Annotated in this window: 19 protein-coding genes, 1 other RNA gene and 1 pseudogene; 13 read left to right on the forward strand and 8 right to left on the reverse strand. The window is 69.3% G+C overall.

Annotated elements, in window-relative coordinates; all coding sequences use genetic code 11:
* Nucleotides 1-2: 2 nt before the first annotated feature.
* Entirely contained in the window at nt 3-1,211 is a 1,209-nt protein-coding gene (locus AC1UKG_RS09440; RefSeq protein ID WP_026271618.1) for a bifunctional RNase H/acid phosphatase, read from the forward strand.
* Between the two features lie 70 nt (nt 1,212-1,281).
* On the opposite strand, the gene AC1UKG_RS09445 is transcribed toward AC1UKG_RS09440, so the two are convergent.
* On the reverse strand, nt 1,282-2,043 hold the full coding sequence (locus AC1UKG_RS09445; RefSeq protein ID WP_018744717.1) for a sulfite exporter TauE/SafE family protein: 762 nt from the start codon (nt 2,041-2,043) through the stop codon (nt 1,282-1,284).
* Between the two features lie 124 nt (nt 2,044-2,167).
* Here AC1UKG_RS09445 and rnpB point away from each other — a divergent pair.
* From rnpB to AC1UKG_RS09465, 4 genes are all read left to right on the forward strand, one after another.
* Nucleotides 2,168-2,583, forward strand: an RNA gene (gene rnpB / locus AC1UKG_RS09450) — RNase P RNA component class A.
* A 641-nt stretch (nt 2,584-3,224) separates the two neighbouring features.
* Nucleotides 3,225-5,492 (forward strand): trypsin-like serine protease, encoded by a 2,268-nt coding sequence (locus tag AC1UKG_RS09455; protein ID WP_080644725.1) that lies wholly within the window; start codon nt 3,225-3,227, stop codon nt 5,490-5,492.
* 583 nt (nt 5,493-6,075) lie between these two features.
* Complete coding sequence (locus AC1UKG_RS09460) at nt 6,076-6,657, forward strand: hypothetical protein (RefSeq protein WP_482643047.1); 582 nt, start codon at nt 6,076-6,078, stop codon at nt 6,655-6,657.
* Nucleotides 6,658-6,866: 209 nt separating this feature from the next.
* Nucleotides 6,867-7,472 (forward strand): class I SAM-dependent methyltransferase, encoded by a 606-nt coding sequence (locus AC1UKG_RS09465; protein WP_482641674.1) that lies wholly within the window; start codon nt 6,867-6,869, stop codon nt 7,470-7,472.
* A gap of 73 nt (nt 7,473-7,545) precedes the next feature.
* Here AC1UKG_RS09465 and AC1UKG_RS09470 read toward each other — a convergent pair whose 3' ends face one another.
* Entirely contained in the window at nt 7,546-8,334 is a 789-nt protein-coding gene (locus tag AC1UKG_RS09470; protein WP_026271253.1) for a TetR/AcrR family transcriptional regulator C-terminal domain-containing protein, read from the reverse strand.
* 87 nt (nt 8,335-8,421) lie between these two features.
* On the opposite strand from AC1UKG_RS09470, the gene AC1UKG_RS09475 reads away from it, so the two are divergent.
* The 5 genes and pseudogenes from AC1UKG_RS09475 to npdG all read left to right on the forward strand — a co-directional run bounded on the left by AC1UKG_RS09475 (nt 8,422) and on the right by npdG (nt 10,316).
* The gene (locus tag AC1UKG_RS09475) at nt 8,422-8,841 is read left to right on the forward strand and encodes a VOC family protein (RefSeq protein ID WP_018742958.1); all 420 of its coding nucleotides are present in this window, start codon (nt 8,422-8,424) and stop codon (nt 8,839-8,841) included.
* 101 nt (nt 8,842-8,942) lie between these two features.
* A complete protein-coding gene (locus AC1UKG_RS09480; protein ID WP_018813758.1) occupies nt 8,943-9,098 on the forward strand; it encodes a hypothetical protein in 156 nt (51 codons plus the stop codon).
* Nucleotides 9,085-9,276, forward strand: a complete 192-nt coding sequence (locus AC1UKG_RS09485) for a hypothetical protein (RefSeq protein WP_482641673.1) — start codon at nt 9,085-9,087, stop codon at nt 9,274-9,276. The genes AC1UKG_RS09480 and AC1UKG_RS09485 overlap by 14 nt, the downstream gene beginning before the upstream one ends.
* Nucleotides 9,277-9,341: 65 nt before the next feature.
* Nucleotides 9,342-9,392: pseudogene (locus AC1UKG_RS09490) on the forward strand (GyrI-like domain-containing protein); the annotation flags it as partial.
* Between the two features lie 225 nt (nt 9,393-9,617).
* Complete coding sequence (gene npdG / locus AC1UKG_RS09495; RefSeq protein ID WP_482641675.1) at nt 9,618-10,316, forward strand: NADPH-dependent F420 reductase; 699 nt, start codon at nt 9,618-9,620, stop codon at nt 10,314-10,316.
* Between the two features lie 189 nt (nt 10,317-10,505).
* On the opposite strand, the gene AC1UKG_RS09500 is transcribed toward npdG, so the two are convergent.
* The 4 genes from AC1UKG_RS09500 to AC1UKG_RS09515 form a co-directional block, all read right to left on the reverse strand.
* Entirely contained in the window at nt 10,506-10,991 is a 486-nt protein-coding gene (locus AC1UKG_RS09500) for a hypothetical protein (protein WP_018742953.1), read from the reverse strand.
* 197 nt (nt 10,992-11,188) lie between these two features.
* Nucleotides 11,189-11,668, reverse strand: coding sequence for a hypothetical protein (locus AC1UKG_RS09505; protein ID WP_026271252.1), 480 nt, complete (start codon nt 11,666-11,668; stop codon nt 11,189-11,191).
* A gap of 76 nt (nt 11,669-11,744) precedes the next feature.
* Nucleotides 11,745-12,590, reverse strand: a complete 846-nt coding sequence (gene panB, locus AC1UKG_RS09510) for a 3-methyl-2-oxobutanoate hydroxymethyltransferase (protein WP_018742951.1) — start codon at nt 12,588-12,590, stop codon at nt 11,745-11,747.
* Between the two features lie 152 nt (nt 12,591-12,742).
* A complete protein-coding gene (locus tag AC1UKG_RS09515) occupies nt 12,743-14,539 on the reverse strand; it encodes an NAD+ synthase (protein WP_018742950.1) in 1,797 nt (598 codons plus the stop codon).
* Between the two features lie 204 nt (nt 14,540-14,743).
* On the opposite strand from AC1UKG_RS09515, the gene glnA reads away from it, so the two are divergent.
* On the forward strand, nt 14,744-16,093 hold the full coding sequence (gene glnA, locus AC1UKG_RS09520; RefSeq protein WP_018742949.1) for a type I glutamate--ammonia ligase: 1,350 nt from the start codon (nt 14,744-14,746) through the stop codon (nt 16,091-16,093).
* Between the two features lie 65 nt (nt 16,094-16,158).
* Here the strand turns inward: glnA and AC1UKG_RS09525 are convergent, their stop codons facing one another.
* Both AC1UKG_RS09525 and AC1UKG_RS09530 read right to left on the reverse strand, forming a co-directional pair.
* Nucleotides 16,159-16,638: a hypothetical protein gene (locus AC1UKG_RS09525; protein WP_018742948.1), complete on the reverse strand. Its 480-nt coding sequence runs from the start codon at nt 16,636-16,638 to the stop codon at nt 16,159-16,161.
* 158 nt (nt 16,639-16,796) lie between these two features.
* Complete coding sequence (locus AC1UKG_RS09530) at nt 16,797-17,726, reverse strand: LD-carboxypeptidase (protein ID WP_018742947.1); 930 nt, start codon at nt 17,724-17,726, stop codon at nt 16,797-16,799.
* A gap of 26 nt (nt 17,727-17,752) precedes the next feature.
* On the opposite strand from AC1UKG_RS09530, the gene AC1UKG_RS09535 reads away from it, so the two are divergent.
* Both AC1UKG_RS09535 and AC1UKG_RS09540 read left to right on the forward strand, forming a co-directional pair.
* Nucleotides 17,753-18,547 (forward strand): type 1 glutamine amidotransferase, encoded by a 795-nt coding sequence (locus AC1UKG_RS09535; RefSeq protein WP_018742946.1) that lies wholly within the window; start codon nt 17,753-17,755, stop codon nt 18,545-18,547.
* Nucleotides 18,544-21,591: a bifunctional [glutamine synthetase] adenylyltransferase/[glutamine synthetase]-adenylyl-L-tyrosine phosphorylase gene (locus AC1UKG_RS09540; RefSeq protein WP_018813755.1), complete on the forward strand. Its 3,048-nt coding sequence runs from the start codon at nt 18,544-18,546 to the stop codon at nt 21,589-21,591. Before AC1UKG_RS09535 ends, AC1UKG_RS09540 begins: the two co-directional genes overlap by 4 nt.
* The last annotated feature ends 1 nt before the right edge of the window (nt 21,592 follow it).

A 21,592-nucleotide genomic window follows, 5' to 3' on the forward strand; every position in this document is an offset into this window, starting at 1 on the left:
TCGTGGCGCCGCGTGTGGTCGTCGTCGAGGCCGACGGCGGATCTCGGGGGAACCCCGGTCCGGCCGGGTACGGCGCGGTGCTCCGCGACCCTGGCACCGGCGAGGTGCTCGCCGAACGCTCAGCGGCGATCGGTACCGCCACCAACAACGTCGCCGAGTACCGCGGCCTGATCGCCGGCCTGGAGGCCGCCGCCGAGCTGGGGGCCGCCGAGGTCGAAGCCCGGTTGGACTCCAAGCTCGTGGTCGAGCAGATGTGCGGCCGATGGCAGATCAAAAACCCGGGTCTGCGTCCGCTCGCCGCGCAGGCAGCCGGGCTGGTCGGCGCGTTCGCCGCCGTCCGGTTCACCTGGATTCCACGGGACCGCAACCGACACGCCGATGCCCTGGCCAACGCCGCCATGGACGCCGCCGCCGGAGCACCAGCCCGGCCAGCGAAGCGAGCAGCCGAGGAACCCCGACCGGTGGCCGCCGCCGACTCGCCCGCCCGGGCAGCGGCCCGCGAAGCCGCGGCCCGCGCCGCCACCGCCCGAACCAGCGGCACCGACCCGGCCACCGCCCCCGCCTCCTGGGAGCCGCGGCCCAGCTTCACCGCGACCCGGCTGCTTCTCGTCCGGCACGGGGCGACCGAGTACACCGAACAGCGCCGCTACTCCGGCCGGGTCGACGTGCCCCTCTCCGACCACGGTCGGGCTCAGGCCGAAGCGACCGCCGACCGGGTGGCCGTGCTGGCCCCGGCGGCCGCGGCTGTGGTCAGCTCCCCACTGAGCCGGTGCCGGGACACCGCCGAGGCCATCGCCGCGGTGCTCGGGGGAAAGCCGGTCCGCGACAACAACGACCTCGTCGAGTGTGACTTCGGGGCCTGGGACGGACGCACCTTCGCCGAGGTGCGGGAGCGTTGGGCCGGAGAAATGGACGCGTGGCTCGCCGCCACGACGGTCGCCCCGCCCGGCGGGGAGTCATTCGCCGAAGTCGCCACACGCAGCCGGCGGGCGGTTGACGAGTTGCGGAAGGCGTACCCGGGGGAGACCGTCGTGGTGGTTTCGCACGTCTCGCCGATCAAACTGATCCTGCGGGATGCTCTCGGGGGCGGAGACACGCTGCTGCATCGGCTGTTCCTCGATGCGGCGGGAATCTCCGTGGTGGACCTGTGGCCGGACGGCGGAGTGGCCGTACGCTCCGTCAACGACACCGCCCACCTCCCGTCCAGCTGATCAACCCGGCTGCTGGCCCCCTCAGCCTCTGGCCCACGCCGTCGGCTGTTCCGTTCAACAGCTGGTCCATTCAGCTTCTGGTCCGCCAGAGCAGGTACAGCCCGATGGCCGTCCCGAACGCCACGATCACCGTTCTGAGCACCATCGGTGGCAGCCGGGGGAGCAGCCGCGCGCCCGCGTACCCGCCGACCAGTGTCGCCGGTGCGACCACGGCAACCGCCGGCCAGTTCACCGGCCCGAACAGTGCGAACACCACCAGCGTGGTGAGCCCGATCACCGCCGAGAGCAGGTTCTTGATGGCGCTGACCCGGACCAGCGACGCGTCCAGCATCAGCGCGAGGCCCGCCACCAACATCACTCCCAGCGCCGCGCCGAAGTAGCCGCCGTACACCGCGGCAAGCGCGACCATGGCCTGCACCGAGACGCTACGGTGCCCCCTCGACCGGTCGCGGGGGTGTCCGACGAAGCGGCGCAGCGGCCCCTGGAACGCCAGCACCGCCGTCGCCCCGAGCACCAGAAACGGTACGACCAACTCGAACGCCCGGGCCGGCGTGGCCAACAGGAGCACGGTACCGGCGACCGTGCCGAGGACGGTGGTGGGCAGCAGGGCCAACAGCTCCCGACCATGCGGCAGCTCCGCGCGACCGCCCGCGACGCTCGCCGCGTACCCGGGGAAGGCCGACACCGAGTTGCTCACGTTCGCCGATACCGGCGGCAACCCGGCGGCGATCATCGCCGGGAAGGTGATCAGCGAACCCCCACCGGCTACCGCGTTGAGCATGCCGGCGGCGAGGCCGGCGGGGACGAGCAGCGCGGCGTCGGCGATGTGCATGCTCAGGCAGGCTAATACGCCCCGGGGAGCCGCTCACCCGCGGTACCCGGTGCAGGGCATAGGTGTGGTGGTTGGGGCGGAAATGGGTGCGGCGACAGCGTCGTTAGGATGAGTGCGCGACGGACGAGTCGACCGGGCGGTCGCGTCGGCGGGTTTTCGACCTGCCGTCGAGGAACGTCCGGACTCCACAGGGCAGGGTGGTTGCTAACGGCAACCCGGGGTGACCCGCGGGACAGTGCCACAGAAAACAGACCGCCGTCTCCGGACGGGGACGGTAAGGGTGAAACGGTGGGGTAAGAGCCCACCAGCACCCCGGGCGACCGGGGTGGCTCGGTAAACCCCACCCGGAGCAAGGCCAAGAAGGGGCGTCTTCTGCTGAGACGACAACCCGCGCAGGCGATCGAGGGCGGCCCGCCCGATGTCTGCGGGTAGGCCGCTGGAGCCTGCCGGTGACGGCAGGCCGAGATGGATGACCGCCGCCGGCGCGTGCCCTCGGGCTCGCGTCGCGCACAGAATCCGGCGTACAGGTCGACTCGTCCGTCGCCCACCAGCTCAGAGACCTGATCAAGGCTCTGAGCTGGTTCTATCTCCGGGTGTCGATAGTCTTTCATGATCAACTTTGGCCAGCATCTGACAGCCTTAAGGTTCGGGCCGCTCATCGCCCTAAAGAGATCGCAGCTCCGACTCCTTCGGGAGCGAGTATCTACGTGACTTTGCTCATGATGGGGGTGCGCTCGAAGGCAGGTCTGCCCTAATTGAGCTTGCGTGTCTGTGTGTACATGGCACTGATCGAAGCGTGCTGAAGGAGTGGGCAATTCGGGCGAACATGGTGTTATTGACAGTGCGTCATGTCGTCGCCCCGGGGTGGAGCGAGCGAAAGCCTGGCGCCTGCTTAGTTTTACTTGATATCCGGCGTGCCGGTCGACTCATTCGCTACCGCCAGCTCCACGTACTGATTGAGGCAAACGCGCTGGGGTGTTTATCTAGGCAAATTTCCACTGATCTTAATATTGTATAAAAATTTCGGCTCTGGGTGATTTGCCCTAGCTTACCCCGTGGGTGGGGCGCTTTTCGGCGGGAGGTTATCCTTGGGTGTTGTATATTGATTGATGGTCCAGCCGATGGCTGGATAACTTGGAGTGAAATTGTTTAGTAGATCCTTACGGGTCAGGGTTGGCGTCATGCTGGTGGCCGGGCTGGCCGCTGGTGTGCTGACGGGGAGTGCTGTATCTGCAGTCTCCGGCGGAGAAGAGGTCCCTGACGGGGGGTATCCCTTTTCGGCCAAGGTGAACTTTGGTGAATTACATAGCTGTACCGGCGCTCTCGTTGCCAGTCGATGGGTCGTTACAGCGAAATCCTGTTTTGCCGAAGGAGGGTCAGCGCCTGCTGGGGCCGTTCCCAGCCGTCCGACCAGCGTACTGGTTGGGCGAACCAATCTCGCCGGCAACGCGGGCCACCGCCTCGGAGTGACGACTCTAGTTCCGCATCCAACCCGCAATGTTCTGCTGGTTGAGCTGTCGGCGCCGGTCACTGATGTGACGCCAGTCGAATGGTCAACTGCCGCACCGTTGGCACAGGAAACGCTGAGGGTTACCGGATATGGTCGCACTGCGACCGAGTGGGTGCCCGACCGTTTACATTCAGCTACTTTTACGGTTTCCGAGGTGGCAGCAACGACAATCGGGGTCATCGGCACCTCAGCCGCAGCAACGATCTGTAAGGGCGACGGTGGTGGGCCGGCGTTTCGTGAGACCGAGTCAGGTGTCGAACTCGTTGCGATCAACAACACCAGTTGGCAAGGTGGCTGTCTCGGTGAGACCGAAACCCGGACCGATGCTACCCAGACTCGCCTCGATGATCTAGCCGACTGGTTCCGGGAGAGCACCCGCCTGCAGCCGTATGCATTGACCAACACGGTCACGGGAGAGTTTACGGGAGACGGCCGTGATGATTTGATGGCGGTCGAGTCGGGTACCGGTAAGCTCTGGCTCTATCCTGGGACCGCCACCGACCGGTTTTGGGACGACCGGATCCAGGTCCGATCGGATGTCAGCTGGACCGACTACCGCGACTTTACTGTCGGCCAGTTCGGCGGGGACGCCAACGACGACCTGCTCGTCATCGAAACCGCTACCGAGAAACTCTGGCTGTTTCCCGGCGACGGTGCCGGAGGGCTCGGAGAGAGGGTGCAGGTCGGCAGCGGTTGGCAAGGTAATACCGACCTGGTCGCTGGCCAGTTCAACCGGGATGGCCACGACGACATCGCAGCGGTCGCGCGCTCCACGAACGAACTGCGGATGTGGCCGGGCAACGGCGCTGGTGGTTTCAGTGTGTCAACGGTGATTGGCAAGCGCTGGGGAAATCTCACCGAACTGGTCGTCGGCCGCTTCAACCGGGACGGCTATGACGACATCGTGGCATTGGCGAGGGGCACCGGTGATCTCCTGATGTATCCCGGTAGCGCCGCTGGCGGTGGAGTCTGGGGTCAGGCGATCACGATTGCCGGGGGCGGTAGCGCGCTTGGTTCGCTCGCAGCCGGCAAGCTAAATCCCGACGGTTACGACGACCTGATCGCCACCGAACGCGACCAGCTCTGGCTTTACCCCGGCGCTGTGGCTGGCGGCCTGCTTGGCGAGCGGGTAGCACCGATCGGGCGTGTTCCAGCACTGCAGCCGCACAGGTTGTTGGAGGCGGTCACCGGCGAGTTCACCCGCGACGAGTATGCGGACCTGATCGGCGTCGAAAAGGATACTGGCCGACTTTGGCTTTACCCGGGCACGGGCGCCGGCGTGTGGGCTCCCCGAATCCAGGTGGGTACAGGCTGGACCGGGTTCCGGGATCTGACGGTGGGCCGGTTTAACGCGGACAGCTACGACGACCTGCTGGCCATCAACTCTAGCACCGGCGACCTTTGGCTATGGCCGGGCACGGAGAGCGGAACCGAGTGGGGCTACAAGGGCACGGATCCTGTCGGGTGGGGCTGGCATGGAAACGAGCGGCTCACCGCTGGTCGTTTCGACGACGACGCCTACGACGACCTCGTAGCTGTAGATAGGAATACCGGCAAACTGCGCATGTGGGCAGGGCACGGCAATGCCACCTGGGCGGCGAGCGTCGACCTCGACACCGCGAACTGGAACACGCTTGGCGCTCTGGCGCGAGGCCAGTTCAACGACGACTCGTACGACGACTTGGTGGCTGTGGAGGAAGACACTGGCAAACTATGGTTGTATCCGGGCAAGGTCGGTGGCGGCTTCGACGACCGAGTTGAGGTCGCGAGCGGTGGTTGGGCCGAACGCGACGAACTCGTCTCAATTCGCTCCGATCAGGACGGGCGGGACGCCCTGATTGCAGGTGCGTCGGCGAGTGGGCAGGTGTGGCGCTACCCCGCGACGACGCCAGGCAGTCTGGGGTGGGATGACCCAACCGAGTTCGGCCCAATTTCCTGATCTACGCGGCCCTCGCGTAGCCCGGTCGGGCTCTGCGGACTTGGTCTGTTGATTCCCGGAGGGGACACCCGTTCGTTGCCGAACGGGTGTCCCCTCCTGGTCTGTTTGCATGGCTGGGCGCGGGAGATGCACCCCGTTCCGGCGCCGCTACCGGGGCATATCTGGACTCTTGCCCTCTGTATCCCATCTCCAGGGCGGACGGATTACAGTCAGCTATAGGCTAATTTACAGCTGTATAACGGTTGAACATCATTGCCATCTGCTTTATGCCGGTTTGGGGTGTGGTCGGGGGCACCGTGGTGGTGGAATCTCGGCGGCCGTCGGGGCGTTACATCATGCGTACGGCCGTGGAAGCGCCCCGCCGATGGCGGATGCCGGGCGTGCGTGAGCCCCGGAATGGTGGCGGTCCGCCGGTCGTTACATCTGGACCCGGCGCCGTGCGTGTCCCCGGACCGCGGTAGCCGACCCCCTTCTCTTTTCTTCTCGTTTTGTTTTGAGCGCCGGACGGTGCTTGCACCCTGTTGCCGCCTGACCCCCTTCGGGCGTGCGTGATGGGTGTCGACCCCCGAATGGAGCAACCCTCATGGTGAACACGATTCTGCGTCGTAGTGTGCTTGGTATCGCTGGTCTGGCCCTGTCCACCGGTGTCGTCGCCGGCCCCCTGGCCACCCTCACCGACACCACCCCCGCCGCCGCCGCTGCCGTGCAGGTGGACAAGCCGGACATGGACACGCTGATCCCGCACGGCACCCAGGGCAAGCAGTCCCGCATCGACCTGGGCGACGAGCAGGTATCGAATGTGAAGGCGATCATCGAGGCCACGAAGAAGGCCGGCATGGACGAACGCGCCGCCGTGGTGGCGATCGCTACCAGCTTGCAGGAGTCGAAGCTGGAGAACCTGGGTCACCTGGGTGCGCGTAACGACCACGACTCGCAGGGCCTGTTCCAGCAGCGCCCCTCCTCCGGTTGGGGCAGCGTGGAGCAGATCACCGACCCCGAGTACTCCACCACCGCCTTCCTCAACGGGCTCAAGCAGGTCGACGGCTGGCAGGAACTGCCGTTGACCGAAGCCGCCCAGAAGGTCCAGGTGTCGGCCTACCCGTTCCACTACGCCCAGTGGGAGACCCAGGCCGCCGACCTCGTCGCCGCGCACTGGACCAACTGACCCCACCGCAGCACCACACCCCCCGCCCACAGACCTGACCCAACCAAGGGGGAAAGAAACTGTTGGCCGGCACCCGGTTCGGGTGCCGGCCAACAGCCGTCTCCGGGCGGATACCAAGCCCGCCACGGACGAGAAACCGCTGGTTGGGGCCGGGGTCAGCGGTGACCGCGCCGGACTGGGTGAAGGTCCCAGGGGATACGGTTGTCGTCATGGCAAAGCCGACCCGATGGGTGACCGAAACCGGCCCCGAGCACTCCCAGTGGTACATCGACCGTTTCCGTCGGTTGGCGGCGGAGGGGGCGGACCTCGCCGGCGAGGCCCGGCTGATCGACGCCCTGGTAGCGCCGGGTTCTCGGGTCCTCGACGCCGGCTGCGGCACTGGTCGGGTCGCGGCCGCGCTGGCCTTGCGAGGTCACACTGTGGTGGGTGTTGACGCCGATCCCGTCTTGGTCGAGGCGGCGGGGGCCGCCTATCCCGGTCCTCGCTGGCTCGTGGCCGACCTGGCTGAACTCGATCTGGCCGCTGACGGCGAGCCGGAACCTTTCGACGCCGCTGTGGTCGCCGGCAATGTGATGACCTTCGTCGCTGCGGGCACTGAGGCCGCCGTGCTCCGCCGGATCGCGGCCCACCTGCGTCCCGACGGCATCGTGGCGGTCGGTTTCGGCACGGACCGGGGCTATCCGCTGTCGGCTTTCGACGATGATTCGGCTGCCGCCGGGCTACGCCGGGAGCACCGTTTCGCCACCTGGGATCTGCGTCCGTGGCGGGAGGAGAGCGACTTCGCCGTCACTCTGCTCCGGCGCCCCGCCGAGTGAACACTCGGAGCATCACCAGTCGCTGATCGTTCTGGAGTTGCTGCTCGGCTCGTTGCCGCTCTCCCGAGTGGGATCAGGAGCTCCCTGCGGCTGCGGATGTCGTGCGTTCGATGAGGGTGGCGAGTCCGTCCAGGAGGCGGCGGAGGCCGAATTCGTAGGCGTGGGCGGGGTCGTGGGCGCTGCCGTGCGCCGCGCCGGCGGCACTGCCGACCCGCGTGGCCAGCGGGTAGGCCGCGGGGTCGAGGACCCGGGCCAGGAGCGGCCCGGCGGCCGCCCACCACTGTTTGTCGGTCATGGTGGTGAGCCGGGCGGTGGCCCGGGCATCGGCGGCGACGCGGGCGTTGGCCTGGACGAAGCTCAGTAGGAGGGTCAGGCAGTCGTCCATCTCGACGTCGTCGAGGCCCAAACCATCCAGGGCGGTCAGCTCGTGCTCGTACTTGGCGATCGCACCCGGTCCGAGTGGGGGCCGCAACGTGGAGACCGTGGCAGTCCATGGGTGGGTATCGAAGAGTGCCCGGTTCTCCTCGGCCACGGCGGTCAGCCGTATCCGCCAGGGTTGTCCGGTGGTGTCGGCGCGCGACATCCGGCCGTACGCGGCGTCGAGCATCACGTCGAGTAGCTCCGCCTTACCGGGCACGTATGTGTAGAGGGTCATGGGGGAAACCCGCAGCTCCTGGGCGACGCGGCGCATGGTCAGACCGGTCAGGCCCTCGGTGTCGGTGATGCTGGTCGCCGCTTCGATCACCGCGTCGAGGTTGAGGCCGCGTTGCGGGCCTCGGCGCGCTGCCGTCGATGGCTCCCGCCAGAGCAGGGCGAGCGTACGCGCGGGGTCTCCGCCGCTGGTCACGTCAGGTGCACCCATAGTCATCTCCCCAATTTCTCCGTACGTTGTACAATGTACAGCGTACGACGTACGAGGTATTCAGATCATCGCGAGAAGGACTCTTCCATGAAGATCACCTCCACTGCCGTATCACTCAATGTTGAGGATGTCCCCGCCGCTGCCGCCTTCCTGACCGAGCACTTCGGGTTTCGTCAGGAGATGGCCGCGGACGGGTTCGCCTCGCTGACCCGTGACGACGCCGGTGTCCACGTTGTCTTCCTGCAGCGTGGACTCGCCACCCTCCCTGATGACCAGCGTGACGACCATGCCGGCGGTGTGATTCTGGCGTTCGTGGTTGACGACCTTGAGGGTGAGCTGGCGCGGCTACAGACCGAAGGTGTCAAGATCACGATGCCCCTGACCGCCGAGGAGTGGGGCGAGCGTGCCTTCCAGGTCCGCGACCCGAATGGTGTCATCGTCCAACTCGTCGACTGGAACGGTGCACCGGAGCTTGGTCCCGCAACGCGTGGTGCCGCCGCCGGGTAGCTTCCCCAGCCTGGGATGACCTGATCGAATCTGGCATAGCTTGTCGGGTTGGTGGTGCCTGCGGGGCCCTGGCGTCGTGGGCACAAGGGAAGGAGGTCCGGGTGCTGAAGCGGCTCAACGATGTCATGGCGCACCTCGAGCAGCGACTCGACCAGCCGGTCGACGTAGCTGAACTGGCCCGGATCTCCTTCCGTCTCACCCTCGATGGGAGTGGCAGTATGGATTACCAAATCGTTGACAAGGATGTTTCCGCCTGATGGCCGGCGCACCCGGGTGCCCCTGGTGCACGAGGGGATGAACCCCGCGATCGTTGAGTTCGTCCGGAGCATCGACCAGGAGACAGTCAACCGGATGGCGGCGCTGTCCGACCAGGAACCAAAGGGCATCGTCAACGTCAGCACCAAGATCGCTGACGGGTCGGGCGGAGGGCGGTGAGCTGGACTACTGGCACGGTGTGGTCACGGGTCACCGGCGTGAGCGTGCCGGAGGGGCTCGACGCGATGGCGGTACCCGCCGGCAAGTGGGCGGTCTTCACCACCTCCGGTCCGTTCCCACAGACCGTCCAGCAGCTGTGGCGGGACGTCTTCACCCTGTGGTTCCCGGCTAACCCCGTACCGCAGTCGTCCGGGTCCGGAGATCTCCCGCAGCAGTGTCGCGGCGGACGGCACGACCGCGGAGTCCGAACTGTGGATTCCGGTGGAGCGGGCCTGACCCCAGCGGGGATTGTCACAGCATCGACTGCTGCTCGTGCATCGGCCGTTTGCGAGGATGTTCGCATGGCTTACGACGCGAGCAACCTACCCGATGTCTCCGGGCTCACTGTCGGTATCGTCGGCGGCACGGGCGACCAGGGGCGTGGTCTCGCCTACCGGTTCGCCCGTGCCGGCCAGACCGTGCTGATCGGTTCCCGCTCGGCCGAGCGCGCTGCCCAGTCCGCTGCGGAGATCGCCGCCCTGCCCGGGATGCCCGCCGGCGCGAGCGTCACCGGGGCCGCCAACGAGGACGTCGCCCGGCGCAGCGATGTCGTGGTAATCGCGGTGCCCTGGGACGGCCACGCCAGCATCGTCGGCGCGCTCGCCGAACCCCTCGCCGGCAAGATTGTTGTCGACTGCGTCAACCCGCTCGGCTTCGACAAGCAGGGCCCGTATGCCCTCACCGTGGCGGAGGGCAGCGCCGTCCAGCAGGCTGCCGCGCTGCTGCCGCAGTCCCGGGTCTGCGCGGCGTTCAACCACGTCAGTGCCCCGTTGCTGGCGGATCCGCAGATCGATCGGATCGAGCTGGACGTGCTGATCTGCACCGAGGAGCGGGAACTGGCTGGCATTGTCGGTGCTCTCGCCGCCCGGATTCCCGGCATGCGTGGCATCTACGCCGGTCGCCTGCGGAACGCCCACCAGATCGAGGCTTTCACGGCGAACCTGATCGCCGTCAACAAGCGGTACAAGGCCCACGCCGGTATCCGCGTCACCGACCTCTGAAGGGTGGCGTGGGCCCGGACGGATCCGCCCCTCCATCGGAGCAGCGTTCGGAGGTTGGGCGAAACGTGGTGCGGCCCGCTGGGCTTGTGGTGCGGCCCGCTGGGCTTCCAGCGGGCCGCACGGACGTCCTACCGGGCCATAGCTAACTGACTGGCGGATGTTCGTCGGTCAGCCCCAGTTGCCGTGGGGTCAGAAATCGACCGAAACACCAACCGCCTGGCAGGCCTCGGTGGCGGTGTCGGTGGCCTTGTCGAAGGCGGGGTTGTCGGCGGCTTCCGGGCTCGCGGCGGCAGCCGCCTTGCCGGCCTCCTCGCTGTACGTGGTCAGCGCGGCGGCGACCGCACTGTCGGCCTCTCCGGTGGCGGCGATGGTGGCGAACTCCGTCGCCAACCCGGTGAAGATCTCCTGGAACATTTCCGTCGTCGGCTCCTGGCCTGCCGACACGGCGTCGAGCAGGGTTTGCCGGAGCTCCAAGCTGACCTCGTTGGCCGCTTCGCAGAGTTCCTTGTCGCCCTTGCCGGCGGCAACCGCAGGTGGCGCCGAGGAAGAGGCCGTCGTGGGGTCGGTCGTCGGTGTCCCGGATGCTGTCGGCTCCGGGTCGTCCCCTCCGCAAGCGGTGAGGGCAAGGACAGCGGCGGGGACCAGCAGAGCTTGGACGAGAGTTGTCTTACGCACGAAAGGGAATGTTACTCGGATCGACCCCCGATATGGAGGTCCGTCAAGGCGGTGAGCTCCGGGTAGGAGCCTGCTATCGCCGGGTTGTGGGTGGACGTGGGCGATGAGTATGGGCTCCGCCGGAATCCCGGCGGAGCCCACGAGCGGCATTACCCTGGTCAGCCCACGGCCACCCGGGCCTGTTGATCAGATCGCCGTCATTCGACTACGACGCCGACCTTCTGGCAAGCCTCGGTGACGGCTTCGGCAGCCGATTCGTAGGCGGGGTTGTCCGTTCCCTCCATCAGGTTCGGGTCGGCAACCATCTTCTCGGCCTCCGCGCTCAGCGCCTGCATGGCGATGGTGACCTCGCTGTCGGCGCTGCCGGCGGCGGCGATCTCGGTCATTCCCGTCGCCAGCTCGCTGAAGATCTCAGTCAATGCTTCGTCCGTTAGCTCATCGTCAGCCATGACAGTCTCCATCATGGCTTCTTTCCAGGTCTTCAGGTTTGCCACCACCGCTTCGCAAACCTCCTCGTCGCTCTTGGCCGCAGCTGCGGCTGGGGCCGACGAGGAGGCCGCTGAGGGGGAGTTCGACTCGGAGGCGGCTGGCTCCGAGGCTTCTTCGCCGCCGCAGGCGGTGAGAGCGAGGACGGCGGTAGGGATCAGCAAGGCCCGGAAGAAGCTTGTCTTCAGCACGAACAAGAACTTCACCCTTTCCCCTGAGTGGCCGGTCGGTGGCGGCCCGGTGTTGGCCGGGCCACCGCCAGGCCGGTCAGAAGGTGTGTTCGGTGGTGGGGAAACCGCCGTCGCGGACCTCGTCGGCGAAGCGACGGGTCGCCTCGCCCAGGGTGTCGGCGAGATTCGCGTAGCGCTTCACGAAGCGGGGCAGCCGGCCGGTGCGAAGACCCGCCATGTCCTGCCAGACCAGCACCTGGGCGTCGGTGTCCGGACCGGCGCCGATGCCCACGGTCGGGATGGTCAGCTCGGCGGTCACCCGTTTCGCCACGTCGCCGGGGACCATCTCCAGTACCACCGCGAAGGCCCCCGCCTCGGCGACCGCGTGGGCGTCGGCGAGCACCTCCTCGGCGGTGTCGCCCCGGCCCTGGACCCGGTAACCACCGAGGGTGTGTTCCCGTTGCGGCGTGAAGCCGATGTGCGCCATCACCGGGATACCGGCTCGAACGATCGCGGCGATCTGTTCCGCGCAGTGGCGGCCACCCTCCAGTTTGACCGCGTGGCAGCCGCCTTCCTTCATGAACCGTACGGCGGTGCGCAGGGCCGCGGTGGGGCCCTCCTCATAGGAGCCGAACGGCAGGTCACCGACGACCAGCGTCTGCCGGGTGGCCCGGACCACGGCCCGGACCAGGGGCAGCAGCTCGTCCGAGGTCACCGGTAACGTCGTGTCGTAGCCGTAGACGTTGTTCGCGGCCGAGTCACCGACCAGCAGCACCGGGATGCCGGCGGCGTCGAAGATCCCCGCCGTGTACTGGTCGTACGAGGTGAGCATCGCCCACCGCTCGCCGCGCTCCTTCGCGGCGAGCAGGTCACGGGCGCGGACCCGTCGGGTTGCCGGTCCGCCGTAGAGGGCGGTCACCTCGGCTGGGCTGGATTCCAGCATGGTTTCTCCTTCCTCGAGGCCGCGTACGCGGTCCCCGGGCTCTGCCGCGATCGTCGCACCCGCACGGCGGTTCGCGGCAGGGGGCAGTGCAGGATGTCACTCCCGGGTCGTTCACCCGCCCCCGCCGGAGGTGCCCCTCCGCCCCGAGCCACCTATTCGCCCCCGAGCCGCTCCGCTACTCCGGCCACTCGGCCGTCCTCGCGCCAGCGGTTGGTGATCGGCAGGCGGCGGTCTCGCCCGAAGGCCTTCATCGAGATTTTCGTGCCGGGTGCGGACTGGCGCCGCTTGTACTCGGCGGTATCCACCATCCGCAGCACCTGGTCCACGAGCGCCGGGTCGTGGCCGGCCTCGATCAGCCCGTCCCGTCCCAGGTCGCTGTCGATGTAGCCGATGAGGATCGGGTCGAGCAGGTCGTACTCGGGCAGCGTGTCGGAGTCCAGCTGGCCGGGGCTCAGCTCGGCCGACGGGGGCTTGTTGATTGAGCTCTCCGGGATCGGTGGGGTCTCGCCGCGCCGGACCGCTTCCGCGTTTCGCCACCGGGCGAGCTGCCAGATCAGGGTCTTCCACACGTCCTTGACCGGGTTGAAGCCGCCGACGGAGTCGCCGTACAGGGTGGAGTAGCCGACCGCCAGCTCGCTCTTGTTGCCGGTGGTGAGCACCAGGTGGCCTTCCTGGTTCGACAGGGCCATCAGGATCACCCCGCGGACCCGGGCCTGGAGGTTCTCCACCGAGAGACCAGAGAGCGACAGGTTGGCCAGGAAGGTGTCGACGATCGGCTGGATCGGTTCGATCCGGTAGTCCAGGCCGGTGCGCTTGGCCAACTCCGCCGCGTCTTCCCGGGAGTGCGCGGAGGAGTGCTGGCTCGGCAGCGACACCCCGACCACCCGGTCCGCACCGAGCGCGTCCACCGCCAGGGCAGCGACGACCGACGAGTCGATGCCGCCGGAGAGGCCGAGCACCACCGAGGGGAAGCGGTTCTTGTCGACGTAGTCGCGCAGGCCCAGTAGGAGCGCCCGCCACACCTCCGCCTCGTCGGCCGCCGGTTCGATGAGGTCACCAGTTGCGGACTTCTCGGTGGGCGTGGCCGGCAGCGAATCAACGTGGCGGTGGAGTACCCGCATACCGTCGGCCAGCTCGATGTCGGCGGGCGGACCGTCGTCGGCGGCGGGGAGATCCACATCGTGTACCAGCAGGTGCTCGACGAACTGCGGCGCCCGGGCGAGCAGCTCCCCCTCCGCCGTCACGATCATGGAGTCGCCCTCGTACACCAGCTCGTCCTGGCCGCCGACCATGTTGACGTACGCGATGGTCGCCTTGGCCTCGGCGGCCCGGCGCCGGACCAGTGGGAGCCGGACGTCGTCCTTCTTCAGTTCGTACGGTGAGCCGTTGATGTTGATGACGAGGCCGACGTTGGCCTGCCGGGCGGCGGCGAACGGCCCCCCGACCTGCCACAGGTCCTCACAGATGGTCAGCGTGACATCCACCCCGCCGACTCGTATCACGGACAGCGTATCGCCCGGCACGAAGTAGCGGTCCTCGTCGAAGACGCCGTAGTTCGGCAGGTGGTGTTTGAAGTAGGTGGCCACGGTCTTCCCGCCGTGCAACAGGGCCGCCGCGTTACGCGCCCCGTGCCCCGGCTCGGCGTCGCCGTTGACCTGTGGTGGGCCGTCCGCGTCCAGGTAGCCGACCACCACCGGCAGGTCGCCCAGCCCGTCTGCGGCGAGGTCCGTGGCGAGTCCGTCCAGCGCCGCCCTCGATGCCGTCATGAAGGAGCGGCGGAAGACCAGGTCCTCGACCGGGTAGCCGGTCAGGGCCAGCTCCGGGAAGGCGGCCAGTTGGGCGCCGGCGTCGGCCGCGCGGCGGGCCCATTCGCGGATGATGGTGGCGTTGCCGGCGAGGTCGCCGACGATCGGGTTGACCTGGCAGAGTGCGAGACGCAGGGTGGTCATGTCCTTATCTTGCCGCAGCGGTCCGAGCCGGGTCTGGCGCGTGCGGGGAGAGGCGCTTTCCGTCGGTTGTGGTGGGGATGGGACAGGCCGGTGCCGGCGCGGGAAGGTCGCGTAACGTCGGCGTAACGAGGCCGGAGGAGACTGGTCGGCCAGGCCGGGTCGTCTGCGGGCCGAAGGCGGACATTAGGGTCGTGAGGGGTGGAAGTGGACCGTCAGCAGGAGTTCGTCCTCCGTACGTTGGAAGAGCGAGACATCCGGTTCGTCCGGCTGTGGTTCACCGACGTGCTGGGCACGCTGAAGAGCGTGTCGGTGGCCCCCGCGGAGCTGGAGTCCGCCTTCGCGGAGGGCATCGGGTTCGACGGTTCGGCGATCGAGGGGTTCGCCCGGGTCGTCGAGTCTGACATGGTGGCGATGCCGGACCCGACGACCTTCCAGGTCTTCCCCTTCGAGGGCGGGGTCAGCGGCGAGAGCGCCCGGATGTTCTGCGACATCCTGCTGCCCGACGGTAGCCCGTCCTGGGCCGACCCGCGTCACGTGCTGCGGCGGGCGTTGTCCCGGGCAGCGGAGAAGGGCTTCACCTACTACACCCATCCGGAGATCGAGTTCTACCTGCTGGAGGATGGGGCCCCCGACGGCTCGGTGCCGATCCCGGTCGACACGGGCGGCTACTTCGAGCACACCACCCACGCGGTCGCCCGGGACTTCCGCCGACAGGCGGTACTCGCGCTCGAACGCATCGGAATCTCCGTCGAGTTCAGCCACCACGAGGTCGCCCCCGGTCAGCAGGAGATCGACCTGCGCTACGCCGACGCGCTGAACACCGCCGACAACATCATGACGTTCCGGCACGTGGTCAAGGAGGTGGCGCTCTCCACCGGCGTGCAGGCCACCTTCATGCCGAAGCCCTTCACCGACCAGCCGGGCAGTGGCATGCACACCCACCTCTCGCTGTTCGAGGGGGAGCGCAACGCGTTCCACGACGCTGGTGACCCGATGAAACTCTCCAAGATCGGCCGGGCGTTCATCGCCGGTCTGCTGGTGCACGCCCGGGAGTACACGGCGGTCACCAACCAGTGGGTCAACTCGTTCAAACGGCTCTTCCCACAGGCGCTGCCGAACCGGGTCACCGAGAGCCCCGCGTACGTCTGCTGGGGGCACCTGAACCGCTCCGCGCTGGTCCGGGTCCCGGCTTACGGTAAGCCGAACTCGGCCCGGGTTGAGGTCCGGTCGCCCGACTCGGCGACCAACCCGTACCTGGCCTTCGCGGTGATGCTCGGTGCCGGCCTCAAGGGAATCGAGGAGGGGTACGAGCTACCGCCGGGCGCGGAGGACGACGTGTGGTCGCTGACCAGCGCCGAGCGTCGGGCGATGGGGTACGAGCCGCTGCCCGAGAACCTCGCCGAGGCGATCGACGTGATGGCCGGCTCCGAACTGGTCGCCGAGGTGCTCGGCGAGCACGTCTTCGACTTCTTCCTGCGCAACAAGCGGTCCGAGTGGGAGCAGTACCGCCGCGAGGTCACGCCGTACGAGCGGCAGCACTACCTCTCGCTGTGATCTCCGGCTCTGGCCGCGGTGCGGGCGAGGTGCTGCGGCTCGTTCCCGCGAACGGGCGGGTCGAACTACGTACCCATGGAGGCGCCCGGTCCGCGGTGCCCGCCCTTGCCCTGGAGGACGCCGGCCTCGGCCGCCGCACTGATCGCGTCGGCCTGTTCCTGAGTGAGCTTGCCGTCCTCAACCGCCTGCGCCAGACGCTGTGCGAGCGCCTCCTGCCGGTCGGCGGAGTCCGGGCGTTCGGACCGGTCGCCCCGCCCGGGCCGATCGGCCGCCCGCTGTTCGTGCAGCTCCTCCAGCGCCGTGGTTACCTCGTCCGCGTCAACGCCGAGCTTCTCGGCGAGCGCCTCGGCGAACGCGGCCTGCCGGTCGGAGCGCTGCTGCGCCTTGTTCGTGCCCTTCTCGGCGTCGGCGTCGGCGCTGGCGCTCGGGGAGGGCGAGGTGTTGTCAGCGGCCATGGCCATGGTCGGTGCGGCCACGCCGACGCCGAGCACGCCCGCCGCGGCGAGCCCGGCCAGCAGGTGCTTCCTCCGAATCGTGCGGGACATGATGATCCTCCAACTCGTCAGGTGGTGCGTTACCTGCCCGACGGTGACCGCGCCCGCTGGAGGAACACCGTGACGACGCTATGAGCCAGCTGGCAATCTGGGCGACTGCCCGGGCGGTCGAACCGACCACTGCTCCGGCGGGTCAGCGGACAGCCGGGTCAGCGGACAGCCGGGGCGACGGTGAGAGTGCCGGCGGCCGCGTCCAGGAGCGCCTCGGTGCCCACCGGAACAGTGAGCTGGCCCACCCCGTGCCCGATCGGCAACCCGCCGAGTACGGGGACGCCGAGGTCCCCCAGGCGGTCGGTGAGCACATCGGCGACGTCTACCGCCCACCCGTCGGCGCAGTCGGTGAACTGCCCGACCGCCACCGCCGCCAGCCCGGCCAGCACCCCGGCCCGGCGAAGTTGGGTGAGCATTCGGTCGATCTTGTAGGGGGGCTCCTGTACCTCCTCGAGCAGCAGCACCGCCCCGGTCAGGTCCGGCAGGTCCACCGTGCCGATCGACGCCACGATCAGGCAGAGGTTGCCACCGAGCAGCCGGCCGCTGGCCCGGCCCGGGACCCGGACGCGGAAGGTCTCCTCGTCCTCCCGGGCGGCCACCGTCACCGGTTCGGTAGTGGTTAGTGCAGCGTGCAGCGACTGCGCGGAGCCCAACGCCGTCCGTTCGTCCCGCCACGCCGCGCCGGGGCCGTGTAGCCCCGCCAGCCGAGCACCCCGCCAGAGCGCGAACTGGAGGGCGGTGATGTCGGAGAAGCCGGCCACCACCTTCGGGTCCCGGCGTACGGCGGCCATGTCGATCGCGTCCACCATGCGCTGCGCACCGTACCCGCCCCGGGTGCAGATGATCCCTCGGACGACGGGGTCAGCGAAGGCGGCGTTCAGGTCCGCCGCCCGCAGCTCGTCCGCGCCGGCGAGGTAGCCCCGCCGGGCGTACGCGTTCGGGGCGGGCACCGGCCGCAGACCCCAGCTGGTCAGCAACTCGATGCCGCGGGCGACCCGCTCCGGCCGGGTGGGTCCGGACGGCGACACCAGGAGCACGGTGTCGCCCGGCCGCAGCGCGGGCGGACGGAGTACCTCGTCGGTGATCACAACAGTCGAGCCTAACCAGCCTTCTGGTGGTCGCACGGGATAGCCTCGACGGCGTGGCAACCGCGTTGGTGATCGAGAATGACCCGACCGAAGACGCGCGTCGGCTCGGGGAGTGGCTGACCGAAGCCGGGCTGCGGCTGCATGTCGCCCGGCCGCACGCCGGCGACGAGCTCCCGCCCGACCTGGACGGATACGCGGCGCTGGTCGTCCTCGGCGGCGGGCAGCAGGCGTACCCACTCCCCGACGGCGAGCCGTCGGCATCCTGGCTCCCGCAGGTGGAGGCGTTGTCGCGCAAGGCGGTCCGGCACCGGGTGCCGACCCTGGCGATCGGTCTCGGCGCGCAACTGCTCGCGACCGCGCACGCCGGGACGGTCGAGCGCAGCCAGTCCGGGCCGGAGCTCGGTCCCGCGGTGGTGGGCCGCCGGGACGCTGCCGAGACGGATCCGCTCTTCAAGTACGTGCCGTTGATCCCGGACGTGTTCCAGTGGCACGCCGACGAGATCATTGAGCTGCCGGTCGGGGCGACCCTGCTCGCCGCCTCCACCCGCTACCCGCATCAGGCCTTCCGCCTCGGTGACCGGGCCTGGGGCCTGCAGTTCCATGTCGAATGCGACACCGCGATGATCGCCGACTGGGTGGCGGATTCGACCCTGCTCGGCGAGCTGGGCTACGACCCGGAGGTGGTCGTCGCCGCCTGCGCCGCGGTGATGGTTGATGTCGAGGAGGTCTGGCAGCCCTTCGCGGCGCGGTTCGCCGCCCTGGCTCGCGGCGAGCTGGACGAGGGGGCCCGCCGTAGCCTGCCGCTGCTCGGGCAGGAATGAAACGGCCGACCCGGGCCGCGGGACGGCTCGCCCGCTACGGCTTCGGCACCAGCGACAACAGCGCCCGTGCGGGGGACCTGCTCGGCCCCACGGGTCTGGCGCTGTGGCAGCCGGAGACGCAGGAACCCGTGGACCAGCGGGCGGCGGAGCTACTCGCCGCGCTGTCTCGGGCCGCCGATCCGGACCTGGCGCTGCGCCAGCTGCACCGGCTGGTGGAGGCCGAACATCGGGCCGCGGGAGCCGGTGGGACAGCCAATGGCGCTGACCCGGTGGGTATCGGTGCCGCGTCTGGGCTCCTCGCCGACCTGTACGACGACCCGGGGCTACGGCGGCGGTTGGTCGCCGTCCTCGGCGCCTCCTCGGCGCTCGGCGACCACCTGGTCGCCAACCCGGGCCAGTGGGCGGACCTCCGGAGCACCCCGGACGGACTGCCGCCCACTGCCGATGGCCGGCTCCCGCTGACCGGCGGGGACGCGTCGGTCGCCCAGCTGCGGTCGGCGTACCGGCTGGCGTTGCTCCGGATCGCCGCGGCCGACCTGACCGGCAATCGGGACATGGAGCAGACGATGGCCGCGCTCTCCGCGCTGGCCGATGCGACTCTCACCGCTGCCTACGACCTCGCGCAGGGCGAGCTGCCGGAGGGTACGCCTCGGCCACGGTTGGCCGTGGTGGCGATGGGTAAGTGCGGCGGCGGCGAGTTGAACTATGTCTCCGACGTCGACGTGATCTTCGTCGCGGCCGAGGACGACGACCTCCCCGCGGCCACCGCCATCGCCACCCGCCTGATCCACGTCTGTGGCCTGGTCGCCTGGCCGGTAGACGCCGCGCTGCGCCCCGAGGGCAAGCGGGGCCCGCTGGTGCGTACCCTCGCCAGCCATCTCGCCTACTACCGACGGTGGGCCCGGACCTGGGAGTTTCAGGCGCTGCTCAAGGCCCGGCCGGCCGCCGGTGACCTGGCGCTGGGCCAGGAGTGGATCGAGCAGCTCGCGCCGCTGCTCTGGCGGGCCGCGGAGCGCCCGGAGGCGGTCGAGGATGTCCGGGCCATGCGGCGCAAAATCATCGACCATATTCCGCCGGCGGAGCAGGAGCGCGAGATCAAGCGCGGCCCGGGTGGGCTGCGCGACATCGAGTTCGCGGTGCAGTTGCTGCAGCTGGTGCACGGCCGCGGCGACGAGGCGCTGCGGGTGCCGGGCACCATTCCCGCCCTGCGGGCGTTGGTCAGCGGCGGTTACGTCGGGCGGGTGGACGGGGAGGCGCTGCTGCGCGGCTACCACTTTCTGCGCGCCGTCGAGCACCGGCTGCAGTTGCAGGGGCTGCGCCGGACCCACACCGTACCCACCGACCCGGACGCGTTGCGCTGGTTGGCGGGGGCGCTCGGCTACTCGGCGGCACCGGGACGCAGCGCCGTCGAGGCGTTCCGAATCGAGCGGCTCACCCACGCCACCGAGGTACGCCGGCTGCACGCCAAGTTGCTCTACCGGCCACTGCTGGAGTCGGTCGCCCGGGTGCCCGCCGACGGGCTGCGACTCACCCCGGCGGCGGCCCGCAACCGGCTGGAAATCCTCGGCTTCGCGGACCCGGCCGGGGCGCTGCGCCACCTGCAGACCCTCACCGGCGGGGTCAGTCGCACCGCGGCCATTCAGCGCACCCTGCTGCCGGTGTTGCTCAGCGAGTTTGCCGACGCTCCCGAGCCGGACCGCGGGCTGCTCAGCTACCGGAAGGTCTCCGAGAAGCTCGGCAGCACCCCCTGGTACCTGCGCCTGCTGCGCGATGAGGGGCCGGTGGCCCGCCGGCTGGCGCGCGTGCTCTCCTCCTCCCGGTACGCCACCGACCTGCTCGCCCGCGAGCCGGAGGCGCTGCGCCTGCTCGCGCAGGAGAGTGAGCTGGCCCCGCGGCCCCGCACGGTGCTCTGCGAGGGCTTCGCGGCGGCGGCGGCCCGGCACGCCGGCGACCCGGTGGAGGCGATCCGGGCCGTCCGCGCGCTACGCCGTCGGGAGCTACTCCGCCTCGCCTGTGCCGACGTGCTGAGCCGGGCCGGCTCGCTGGCCCCGTCACCGCCCAGCACGCAGGGGCGGGCCGCTCCGGCCCTGACCGACGTGGGTGCGGTCGGTACCGCGCTGGCGGATGTCACCGACGCCACCCTGGCCGCCGCCCTGCGGGCCGCCCGGGCGGCCCAGCCGCTGATGCCGGGTCTACGCTTCGCCGTGATCGGCATGGGTCGGCTCGGCGGGTACGAGTCCAACTATCTCTCCGACGCCGACGTACTCTTCGTCCACGATTCGCCGGCGGGGATGGACGAGAGCACGGCGAGCGCCGCCGCGCGGGCGATCGCCGAGGAGTTACGTCGACTGCTCGGGATGCCCGCGCCCGACCCGGCGCTCGGCGTTGACGCCGACCTACGCCCCGAGGGGCGGCAGGGGCCGCTGGTCCGCAGCCTCGCCGCCTACCAGCAGTACTACGCCCGTTGGTCGCGGGTGTGGGAGGCGCAGGCACTGCTGCGGGCCCGGTTCGTCTGCGGTGACGAGGAACTGGGCGCCGAGTTCCTGGCGCTGGTCGAGCCGCTACGTCATCCGGAGGCGGGCCTGACCTGGGAGCAGGTCGTCGAGATCCGGCGGATCAAGGCACGGGTCGAGACCGAGCGGATGCCCCGGGGCGCCGACCCGGCCACCCACACCAAGCTGGGTCGGGGCGGGCTGGCCGATGTCGAGTGGGCGGTGCAGCTGCTGCAGCTCCGGCACGCCGGGCAACTGCCCCAACTGCGGGGCACGCGTACCCTCGATGCCCTCACGGCAGCCCGGGACGCGGGCCTGGTGGACCCGGACGACGCCGCGGCGATGGCGGCCGGCTGGACGCTCGCCGCGCAGGTCCGCAACGCCCTGATGCTGGTGCGCGGCCGGGCTGCTGATCAGCTTCCTCGGCACGGGGCGGAGCTGGCGGGGGTGGTTCGGCTCCTCGGCCACGAGGATCCGGGTGAGTTCCTCGACGACTATCTGCGCACCGGTCGCCATTCCCGTGCCGCCATGCAACGCGTCTTCGAGCTCTGAG

Source organism: Salinispora sp. CH2A1_6, from assembly GCF_056820975.1.

Bases quoted from the DNA above. Each gene is read 5' to 3' on its own strand.
- AC1UKG_RS09455 (WP_080644725.1), top strand. From the start codon at position 3,225: ATGCTGGTGGCCGGGCTGGCCGCTGGTGTGCTGACGGGGAGTGCTGTA.
- AC1UKG_RS09460 (WP_482643047.1), top strand. From the start codon at position 6,076: ATGGTGAACACGATTCTGCGTCGTAGTGTGCTTGGTATCGCTGGTCTG.
- AC1UKG_RS09465 (WP_482641674.1), top strand. From the start codon at position 6,867: ATGGCAAAGCCGACCCGATGGGTGACCGAAACCGGCCCCGAGCACTCC.
- npdG (WP_482641675.1), top strand. From the start codon at position 9,618: ATGGCTTACGACGCGAGCAACCTACCCGATGTCTCCGGGCTCACTGTC.
- AC1UKG_RS09540 (WP_018813755.1), top strand. From the start codon at position 18,544: ATGAAACGGCCGACCCGGGCCGCGGGACGGCTCGCCCGCTACGGCTTC.
- AC1UKG_RS09475 (WP_018742958.1), top strand. From the start codon at position 8,422: ATGAAGATCACCTCCACTGCCGTATCACTCAATGTTGAGGATGTCCCC.
- AC1UKG_RS09515 (WP_018742950.1), bottom strand. From the start codon at position 14,539: ATGACCACCCTGCGTCTCGCACTCTGCCAGGTCAACCCGATCGTCGGC.
- panB (WP_018742951.1), bottom strand. From the start codon at position 12,590: ATGCTGGAATCCAGCCCAGCCGAGGTGACCGCCCTCTACGGCGGACCG.
- AC1UKG_RS09470 (WP_026271253.1), bottom strand. From the start codon at position 8,334: ATGGGTGCACCTGACGTGACCAGCGGCGGAGACCCCGCGCGTACGCTC.
- AC1UKG_RS09485 (WP_482641673.1), top strand. From the start codon at position 9,085: ATGTTTCCGCCTGATGGCCGGCGCACCCGGGTGCCCCTGGTGCACGAG.
- AC1UKG_RS09525 (WP_018742948.1), bottom strand. From the start codon at position 16,638: ATGTCCCGCACGATTCGGAGGAAGCACCTGCTGGCCGGGCTCGCCGCG.
- AC1UKG_RS09445 (WP_018744717.1), bottom strand. From the start codon at position 2,043: ATGCACATCGCCGACGCCGCGCTGCTCGTCCCCGCCGGCCTCGCCGCC.